The organism is Thermodesulfobacteriota bacterium (genome assembly GCA_034189135.1).
Taxonomy (GTDB): Bacteria; Desulfobacterota; Desulfobacteria; order Desulfobacterales; family JAUWMJ01; genus JAUWMJ01.
Genome location: JAXHVO010000007.1, coordinates 44170 through 54040 on the forward strand (window position 1 = coordinate 44170; position 9871 = coordinate 54040).

Annotated in this window: 8 protein-coding genes; 2 read left to right on the forward strand and 6 right to left on the reverse strand. The window is 42.6% G+C overall.

The window, feature by feature from the left end; genetic code table 11:
* Positions 1–159 precede the first annotated feature (159 nt).
* From SWH54_01040 to SWH54_01060, 5 genes are all read right to left on the reverse strand, one after another.
* Entirely contained in the window at positions 160–477 is a 318-nt protein-coding gene (locus SWH54_01040; protein ID MDY6789827.1) for a hypothetical protein, read from the reverse strand.
* A gap of 28 nt (positions 478–505) precedes the next feature.
* Complete coding sequence (locus tag SWH54_01045) at positions 506–2500, reverse strand: DUF4412 domain-containing protein (GenBank protein ID MDY6789828.1); 1995 nt, start codon at positions 2498–2500, stop codon at positions 506–508.
* Between the two features lie 645 nt (positions 2501–3145).
* Entirely contained in the window at positions 3146–3982 is an 837-nt protein-coding gene (locus tag SWH54_01050; protein ID MDY6789829.1) for a DUF169 domain-containing protein, read from the reverse strand.
* Positions 3983–4274: 292 nt separating this feature from the next.
* The gene (locus tag SWH54_01055) at positions 4275–4538 is read right to left on the reverse strand and encodes a Txe/YoeB family addiction module toxin (GenBank protein ID MDY6789830.1); all 264 of its coding nucleotides are present in this window, start codon (positions 4536–4538) and stop codon (positions 4275–4277) included.
* Positions 4535–4777, reverse strand: coding sequence for a type II toxin-antitoxin system Phd/YefM family antitoxin (locus tag SWH54_01060; protein MDY6789831.1), 243 nt, complete (start codon positions 4775–4777; stop codon positions 4535–4537). The genes SWH54_01055 and SWH54_01060 overlap by 4 nt, the downstream gene beginning before the upstream one ends.
* Positions 4778–5326: 549 nt before the next feature.
* On the opposite strand from SWH54_01060, the gene SWH54_01065 reads away from it, so the two are divergent.
* Entirely contained in the window at positions 5327–6832 is a 1506-nt protein-coding gene (locus SWH54_01065; GenBank protein MDY6789832.1) for an amidohydrolase family protein, read from the forward strand.
* A 690-nt stretch (positions 6833–7522) separates the two neighbouring features.
* Here the strand turns inward: SWH54_01065 and SWH54_01070 are convergent.
* Positions 7523–7882 carry a tRNA-binding protein gene (locus tag SWH54_01070; GenBank protein MDY6789833.1) on the reverse strand — a complete coding sequence of 120 codons (360 nt, stop codon included), beginning with the start codon at positions 7880–7882 and terminating at the stop codon, positions 7523–7525.
* Positions 7883–8389: 507 nt separating this feature from the next.
* Here SWH54_01070 and SWH54_01075 point away from each other — a divergent pair.
* The gene (locus SWH54_01075) at positions 8390–8980 is read left to right on the forward strand and encodes an autotransporter domain-containing protein (protein ID MDY6789834.1); all 591 of its coding nucleotides are present in this window, start codon (positions 8390–8392) and stop codon (positions 8978–8980) included.
* Positions 8981–9871: the final 891 nt, after the last annotated feature.

Sequence of the window (9871 nt, forward strand, 5' to 3'; positions counted from 1 at the left end):
GTTTTTTATTCATTGGGATAACATTCCGCTACGATGTGCCGGACATACGGAGCCGGCAATAACATCAACGGCTTGATCAGATAATATCTTCCCCGGGAATGAATTTCAGGCCAGTAACCGGCAAAACAAGTTGTCCAACACCCATTTCTCCAAGCGCTGCTAACGCCCGTGTTCGGATTCTTTTATTTCATCTTCCGCTTCGTCTTCTGCTTTTTCCAGTGCAACAATTTGCCTGGCACGCCTCTTCCTGGCGATCACATATGAAATGCTGATTGCCAGCAATACCATCATAGGCAGAAACAGTTCCACCATAGCCAGGCGCCCTTCGGCTTTGGCAGGTGCAACAGATTCAAGTTTCTGCTGCACCTCTTCTTTTCCACCCGATCGACTATGGAGTGTCAAAGCTGCCGCACCCAGGTATATCACTACAAAAACAACTGCCAGGACACAAAGTCGTTTTTCCATCTTACTCAACATCTTTGACTCCCATCAGAGGATAATCAGATTATTTGGCGCCTCTGGATCTTAACAACTTAATGACGGCCTGGCGCTCCTTTTTCTGGGCCGGTTTTTCGGGCCGGCGGGGTTTGGTTAGGGCTGAGCTTAAGGCTGTTTGACCATCCGTACTCCTTGCGTTCACATTTGCCCCCTGGTCCAGGAAGAACCGGAGCGGTTCAAGCCAGCCTTTTTTAGCGTAATACATGATCACGGTGGTTTTTTTCTTGCTGGAATAAGAATCAGGGCTGGCCCCTTTTGCAAACAGAAGCTTCAGCAACTTTTTGGCTTCGGGTTTCAGTTTGCGCTTTTTGGTCTTGAAAGCAAGCTTCCAGATGGGTGTTTTATCATCAATGGAAATACCCGCATTCACCAGGACAGGAACCATCTTTGTCCAGTGCTTACTGTTGCTCATGCCAACAGATAGGGCGTTATCTCCCCGTTGGGTCCGGTAATTTAGATTTGCACCCCGGGAGATAAGCATTTTTACCATGTCGGGAGTGCCTATATTGGAGGCCTGCATAAGGATCGTCTTGCCGTAGAGTATGGAGTCTATATTCATGCCCCTGTCAAGTTCAACCTCCACTGCGGCAATGTCATTGGCATTAATGGCCTTATTGATTATTCTGGCCTCTTCCCGGGAAAGTTTCAGGCCGGAAGGTTTGCCACGTGAGGTTTTAGAAACAGATTTACCGGCCGGCCTCGAGGATTTTGTACGAACAATTTTACGGGCTTTTTTGGTTACGGCCGCTTTTTTCGGGGCCGGTTGTTCGATCCTGACTTTAACCCCGCCCTTTTTGGCAACTTTGAAATCAACAGTCTTAATACCTTTATCCATGGGGTATTCCCAGGTCTTGGTCTGCCCGTTTTTCAGCACCACCACAGCCTGGTCTATCTTGTCCTTGTAGTTGTTGTCTTTGTAAAAGCTAACCTTCACTTTGGACTCAGAGGCGTCCTGGCTGTCACCGGCAATCTTAAGGCGCAATGGCCGCCCGGATTTCAAAAAAACTCCCTTTACTGAATCTCTGATACCGGTTAGGATAAAAAAAGATTGTATTTTATCTTTGGCAAAGGAAGATTCTTCAACCATGATTTCAGCAATGATTTTGCCTTTATTGACTTTTACCGAAACCTCATCGGCCCTGTTTTGCATCCCCAAAAGGGGTTTAATTCTACGTCCTTTTCCCTTCAGGGAATAGGTTTTTTTGATGTCCATTTTTACCGGCCGGTTCTTTCTAAAGGCGGAGATAGTAAAAACAGACTCTTCTTTAGTCAGGTTGTATATTTTGAACCGAACCGATCTTTTAGAATCGACCTTGACCCTGATTTCGCCACCCGGACCGATACGCCTGGCCCAGGGAGCACTGCCCTTGACCGAACCGGTAGTTACATTCAGAGCTGCTTCCTCGCGTTCCCGCTTCTTTCTGGGGTCTTCCTTTTTGGCGTATCCGGCCGGAACCCTTAGCAGGGCATTGTCCACCGCACCTTCTTTGATGTTTTTCAACTGGAGAAAAGACTTCTTTTTATCGGGTAGGGTTATTTTAAGCACAAAGCCAAGCTTGATGGACTTCCACACGGTCATCAATTCCTTGCCCTGGGACTCATATTTCATCTTTTTACATTTAAAACCGCTGACTATCTCGTCACCGAGAAGTACTTTTTTATGCTTCTGCTCCATGTATCTGGCACTTTGCAAAGGATCGTTCATCAAACTCACCATGCCCTGGCTGGGGGTTTCCATATAGTTCTTTTCAGCAGGATCGACAACGATTGTCAGGTTGGCCTTCTGGTCAACAATAATAAACATCCGCCGTTTTTTATTATCCTGTTGTTCCAGACGATACTTTTCACCCTTAACAAATATCTTGCCGGTCAAATCCGTGCCGTGAAGTCTCTGGTTGACGTCTGCGCTAAACTCAACAGCCGAGGCCGAAGCGAACCAAAAGAAAATAGCGATAAATACAACCAATCCTGCAAACCGTTTGGGAAAACTTTTCCTGAGCATGTCTACCTCCTTTGAGCACTTTGAAAGTGATTTCGATAACAACTTGTTTTTAAACAGAAAATTTAAATGTGTTTGAACTTCAATTTCACTGTGACATGCAAATGATGCCGATAACGGTTAAAATTTATATCGGATGGCAGGGCAATTTGTCAACTCATACGACAGATAAATGCGGCACCTGAAATCTGTATGAAAATTGATGGAAAACTGTTTTTTATAATATTTCCCATAAATTTTCATGCCCAACCGGGCATAACGCTTCATGAAACCTAAGGTTCGACCGGGGAATCGCCTATTGGCCCGTTACCAGACTTAACATATGAGATCGGTAACTTACACGCCCCCTATCTTCTCAGCTAAACCCATACAGACAGAGACGATCAACGCCGCCGTGGGATTCTGGCCCCTGGGGCTGGCTCAAATCTAATCTCAGTCCGCCTCAGGCGGACCGTACCTTCATTTCTACATAAGATTGTTATGTCTGGTAACGGGCCAATAGGCGATTCCCCGGCCGAACCGAACTAAGACTGATAAAAAAATGTTTGTTTCTAATGAATATGTTCCCTCAACTTCTTTCCCTGGGAAACTTCAAAGTAAACCGATCAGCACAACTTTTGACATTGTAAATACTTCTTCCCATTCAAGCTAAAGTTTTTCCCTCCAAGCTTTTTTACTTCGAACGATCTTTTTTTGAACCGTGGCCCATGTTTTGGTGGTTAGAAAAGACTCTCCAAAGCGTTTAACCATCTGTTGGAACATAGTGTAGGGAACCGTGAACGAAAGCTCATCGGTTTTGAAATACTTCCTGGCGGACGGATCCCAGCCGCCAACCACCGCTTTGTTTTCGCCGCGGGCCAGATAATGCAATGGCCAGACAGCGAGGCTGCCGCATCCGGCGCTCCACGGAGAAGCCACCACTTCAGGATCATTGGTGACAAAGGTAGCAAGCTGGTGAAGACCGCAAAGGGATTCCGGTCTGGAGAAAAACATGACCAGTTCGGGTTCCTGGTAGTCTGCAAAAAGACTTAACGGTTTTATCACACAATATTTTCCGGGCGCAGATCTTGGATCTACATATTCAAACATGCGTCTCAGTTCATCCGGTGAATCACAGTAAAGTTCACCTTCCATCCGGCCGGGTATCCCGGTGGAAACATAATGGATGATGGTTTCGTTTTGAGGCTTCATGAATCCGAGCCAAAACGCACAACCCGGACAACCAAATTGCCGGGAGCTGAAATAAGCCGACGTTTTCTTCTTTCGGGCCCGCCAGATATGTCCAATGGCGCAGGAAAAGTTACTGAACATGGCCTGCCAATCAATTTCGTTTTTTTGTTCTTTTTCACGGGTGGGGAGGTCCATTGGCTTCGGGGAAAAACCTTTGACCGGCTTTTCATCCGTATAAAAAAGCCCCATCGGTTCTTCATCAAGGCCCAGGATTTCAAGAAAATCGGGTAGCGATTTTAGTATATGGGTGTCCATTTTACCCTCCTGAATATCTATTAAAACTTGATAGTTAAATTGAGGCCTTTGCAAAACGGCACTTTTTGTCCGATTTCTGTGTCAGACTCAAATTTCAATCCTAAAAATATTCAATATATTCCTGTGGTTGAAATTTTCGCCTTTCTTGAACTCGAATAAAAATTACAATTTTTCAAAGGTCTCAAATTTTTTGATATAGGCAATTTTTACTGCTAAGAGCGAACTGTTGAACTCTGCCAGCACCGAAGGGGAGCCAGCGATGTAGGCCGTCGGGAGGACCTGTTCTGTAAAACTATTCATAATGGGTCCACATACGAATAATTTTTACAATTTTTTCTTCGTTGATGATCTGATAGACTATCCGATGCTGAATATTTATTCGACGCGAATATGCACCTGCTAAATCACCTAATAATTTTTCAAAAGGAGGTGGAGCTTGATATGGGTTTTCACGAAGAATATTTATTAATGTTTCAGCTTTTTGCTTTAGACCGGAAGCGGATATTTTTTTTGCATCTTTTTGAGCTTGTTTTGTAAAAACAACTCGCCAGTTCACCACTCAATTTCCTCTTTGCAATCCTCAATTGGAGTTAACAAACCATCCTGAATAGATTCTCGCATTCCTGGTAAATTTAGTAAATACATAGTTTCTTGAATGGCACGCCAGTCATTTTCCGAAATAAGAACTGCGTTTCCTCGTTTACCGGTGATTACGATTGGCTCGTGTGTCATTGACGTCTCATCTATAAGTCTGTATAATTTTGTCCTTGCTTCAGTTGCAGATAATGTTGGCATGATACACCTCTATGGTTTTTCTGATAATGTACGTCATTACGTACGTATTGTCAAGCTTTTATTTCATCCAAAATGAGATATTGATTCGCTGAAAAAGAATTTCAGCTTTAAGAAAAGAGGAATCCATATAATATCTGTAAGTTACAATTTTGGATCACGCATCTATTTTCTTGACTTGGATGAGTTTTTTTGTCTATAAAAAACCAGTCTCATTGATCAGGCGCCACACCTTGACCACGAACATACTATTCTCTTACCCAATTCTAAACTTGCTCTGATACTCCATTTAGCAGATCCTTGACTTTATAAAATAAAAAAAGGTCACCGGCTTTCAAACCATAAACCTCATTAGTTGGCAAAGAGAAGAAGCCAATAGGCTCGGCATTGATTTTGAAAAAAGAGCAGATGCTGCGAATGCGTTTACAAAATAGTTATAATACTGTTTAACCTGGCAGGCAATTTTACTTCCCGGATATAAGGCAAAAAATGCCGGGTTTTTACTCACTGTTAATTTTAACCGATCCATCACCTATTATGGATAAAACTGTATTGGACAGAAGATCTTTCCTGAAGGCGTCCGCTCTGTTTGGATCTAAGTTCCTGCTAGGAGCAACAGGTCTTGCTTCACTGACCAACTGTGGTTCACGCTCCGATTGGAGAAGTATTCAGTATCCCAAAATCCTCTTAGATAATTTTCGCCTCTTTAACGGATTGAATTACAGTCTTCAAAATGGTCAAATTGTTTTGATAGAAGGCGACAAAATTATTGGAATTGAAAGAAAAGGAGATCTGAATCAGTACAAAGGTTTCCGGCATTTTGATCTGAACGGTTGGACTTTGCTACCAGGCCTTATCGACAACCATGTTCATATAACCTCCCCATTCACCACCACGGGCAACCTAAACGTTTTATTGCAAAAAGATGAACAATTTGAACTCAATTTCAAAAATTGTGTGATGAGCGGGGTCACCACCGTTCGTGACGTTGGTGGTTTTCCCGGAATGATTAGAAAATTCACCGAAAGAGCTGATAAAAATCAAATTCCCGGACCCAGGGTAATCAGTTCCCTGTCGATGATTGCAGCAAGAGAGGGAACGCAACTGGGATGGCCTATGTATGCCCCTTATATTGAAGATCCGACATTGAAACGAATCATGGGCGGTAATTTTGCTGAACGGCCGACAACAGTGGAACAAATCAATGAGGTATGTGAAGAAATGGTGAGGCTGGGCGCCGTATGGTTGAAAACGCTTCACCAGGATCAAAGCTTTCATCACCAGGCGTGTAGACTGCCCAATCATACCGATGACGGGTATAAGGCCATACTAGAGAAAGGTAGAAAACACGGCATCAGATGTGCCATGCATGCGATGTTTGTCAGCGGATTTAACAAAGGTGTGGACCTTGGGTATCATACCCTTGAACATACACCCATGGATGCAATCATCACTGACGGGTATGCCGACAGGTTCGCCAAAAATGATGCGGCCATTATACCCACCATCAGGATATTCGAAGATTTTCTTATAGCCAGAAAGCTGATGAAATTGATAGAGGCACGGGGCCAGGAATACCTTTCACCTGAAGCTCTTAAGCAAGTCACCGCGTCGCTTAAGAAAATTCTTGCCGTCGACCAAGGCGATTTGAGTGATGAGGACCGGCGCAGCCTGCGGGTGGACCCTTTGTATTTCAAAGACATGTTTCCCAATGTGATTAAGAATATCGCAAAACTCAAGAGCGCAGGGGCGAAGATAGGTATAGGAACGGATAGCGGTTCTACCATCAGCTTGTTCGGTTTATTTAGCGACGAATTGAAATACATGGCCTCAGCCGGAATCTCCAATTTTGAAACCCTTCGAATGGCCACCGTTGAAAATGCCGACATTCTCAATATGCAGGATAGAATTGGAACCATTGAAAAAGGAAAATGGGCCGACCTCATCGCCATCGAAGGCGATCCGCTGGCAGACCTTGACTCGATGAATAATGTCCGCATGGTTATGAAAGGAGGGGCATTCATCAAAAGTGAGGGTATTGCCGGTTTAGGTGTTTGAGAAAGGCCATAATTGTCCCCTCACAATCGTTGCCGAACCCCTCGATTGCAATTGACAATACGTAAGAATTAATATAAATATATTAAAATTATTCCTGATTTTGCTGTTCAAGCTGACCTGAACCGGTCCTCCAATTACAGAATCGAACCTGGCTTCTCGTCTGGTTTTTGTGCTCCTTCAGATATTACTGTTACTGAATTCCTTTCTTTAACATCTTTGAAAAATGGAGATGTCGTTGTGTTAGAGGAATGCTTTAAGGGTAAAATGGTTGCTATCCGCAAGGATATCTTTCACCCGGCACCCTGTATTCTGGTAACCAGGTAGTCAACAACAGCAAGGTGGCTCAAATGGAAACCTTTTCTAAAAATGAACGCCGAAGCGGTAAAGATAGGCGTTCAGGCAAAGATCGTAGACAGTACAGTAACCCCTATAATCACCAAGAAAGACGAATAGAGCAAGAACGAAGATTAATGCATTGCAGAAGATCTCAAATAATGTGTGACGGACATTTTCATTAATAGGCTCAGGTTAAATACGACCCTCCGTTACCCCATCTCCTTTAACGATACCATGTAGTGTATTTCAATTCGGTTTTTGAAACATAAATTCAAAACCGAAGCGAACTATCCCAACTACTATAAAAGTATAGGTAATCAGATTATAGCTGTAAACAGGCGACCTTGGGAAATCCTAAAACAGCTTGCTGCCTATTTTTGCATTTACCGCCGGCGATACAAAGGTGGCTTCACCACTCTCCGCCTTGGGGTATTGAACTCCTAAAATAAGAACCTCGGATTTGATAGGGCCCATTTGTCTGGGCTCAAAATTCAATACACCCAGCACAAGCCTGTCTTTCACTTCCTCAGGGGAGTGCATGGTAAAACGACCGTAGCTTATCCGGTTTCCAAATTTCCCGAAGTCTATGGTCATCTTATAGGTTGGCTTATGTGTTCTTGTTTCAAAACTAACGTCTATGACCCTACCCACCCGAATATCGAGTTTGTCGAATGTTTTTTCGAAAGATACAATTGGTTTTGTATGTTTTGCCATTTATAGCTCCTTTCTACAATCCGTCCAGCTATCTCCCAACGTATGTCAACAGTTCTGAAATCTCAACTGCTGTGGAAATTAACCGCTTGGATAATGACACGTTGAGTATTTTTACAGATAAAATGTCTTTCATTTCTTTACAGCCACACCAAACAATACCCAAGTCGATGTAGCAATAAAGGCGGCGATTGCTAAAGCGACTGCTGAATTGACAGCGCTGGGCAGACAGGCTGCTTGTCAGAGCAAAAGTTGGCAAATACCGACTTCCTGTACGTAAAATCCTGTCTTGACAGCAAAGAAGCCATACGGTATCTTGATTTCATTCATTTGTATTATAATGAAATCTTCCGTTTAGTTTTAACCCTCGCTACTTATTGATATTCAACCGATTGTAGTGCACAACCTTAACTTTTCCCTTACTTTTGATCCAAAAAGGGATGCTTTATCATTTATCATATTTTTTTTAACCCTTGGAATGGCTAACACTTATTTCATAAGGAGGAAATCATGAAAAAGCAAATTCTTATTTTATTGTGTGTATTTGTGCTCTCGGCCGCCTTATGTCCAGGCATCAGTTCTGCCAAAGGTCAAAAAAATGCTGTTAATGCAGGAGGATGGGGCATTTTAGGACTTGATCTGGATGCCTTTGTTCGAGCCGCTGAATTTGAAACACTATTGACCAATAACCTATCGATTCTCGGTCGTGTTTCTGCCCTTGATTATGAGTATGATGAAACTGGTTATGAAGAAGACGGTGAGGGAATCGGCCTGGGAGCAGGCGTTCGTTATTACTTTTCCGGTTCGGGCTTGGATGGATTCTATCTGGGCGGCTCTTTAGAATTCTGGGACGTTGAATATGACTTCGAAGAATACAATTCTATTTTTGGCGAAGGTGACCTCAAGGCCGTAAATGTCAGCGCTGAAGCCGGTTACCGGTTTATGTTCAATAAAAATATGGGTATTGTCCCCAATGCCAGACTGGGAAATTTTTTCACTTTTGACGAAGACTGCACCCTCAATTCTGGTGTGCCTTGTAGTAATGATAGTGAGCTCGGAATTTACCTGGTTCTTGGCGTTCTTTTCACCTTTTCGTTCTAGCGATTATGGGGCATGAGAAAAAAGGGATAATGATATGTACACCTAACTGAAAAGGGGTTGGTATTTATCTCCCAACCCCAAAATATTTTCATATGGTGTTATATGGTTATCACAAGAAGATAAGGGCTTCAAAATTTTGTGATTACCCCAATCTGTACGTGACAAATTGATAGTTGCTATCTAACTGTTAATAAATAGGCATTTATCAATCAATAAAAAAAGAGTTCTCCTGTGGGTGGTATATAAAAAATCAAATTCTTATTGTGGATCTTTTTCCATTGCGCTTTTTTCAATCTGCAATCGAGTTTAGCCTGTTCGCATTCAACCGGATCACCTTCCCAGGTAAGCAGTCAAGCCACAAACCGGTCACTATTTTAGTCGATCATCTTTACCCGATCTTGGCAGTTGAAAAGGACGCTTATCACATGTTTTAAATATGCCTGTTTTTATGGGATATCCTCAATCATCAGTCTGGTTTTTCTTGACACTAAATGCTGACCTATAATATCTAAATTTTAATATTGTGCTCATATAAAGCCCAATCTCGCTCCAATAATTGCTTTTGCTTAACCATTTTTGGCTCTTGCTACCTATCATTGAATTGATGCTCAACTTCTAAATACTCTACCCTATATAACATACTGGCTTTTCTCAAATTTAATCTATCAATTTAGGTAAAGATTAATATGGAGAATCCCCTCAAAATCTGCATGCCTTGCTCCTGGTAGGCTATAGATGCTCTATCAGGAACTAAAAAATTCATCTCTTACCTAGTGTCCATCCACGGATATAACTATCCGTAATACATAAAAAAAGCGCATTTTGTAGTGGACTTTTTATTCTTTTTGCAGTATATGAAAAAGCGACAACAATTTGATATAACTACAAAAC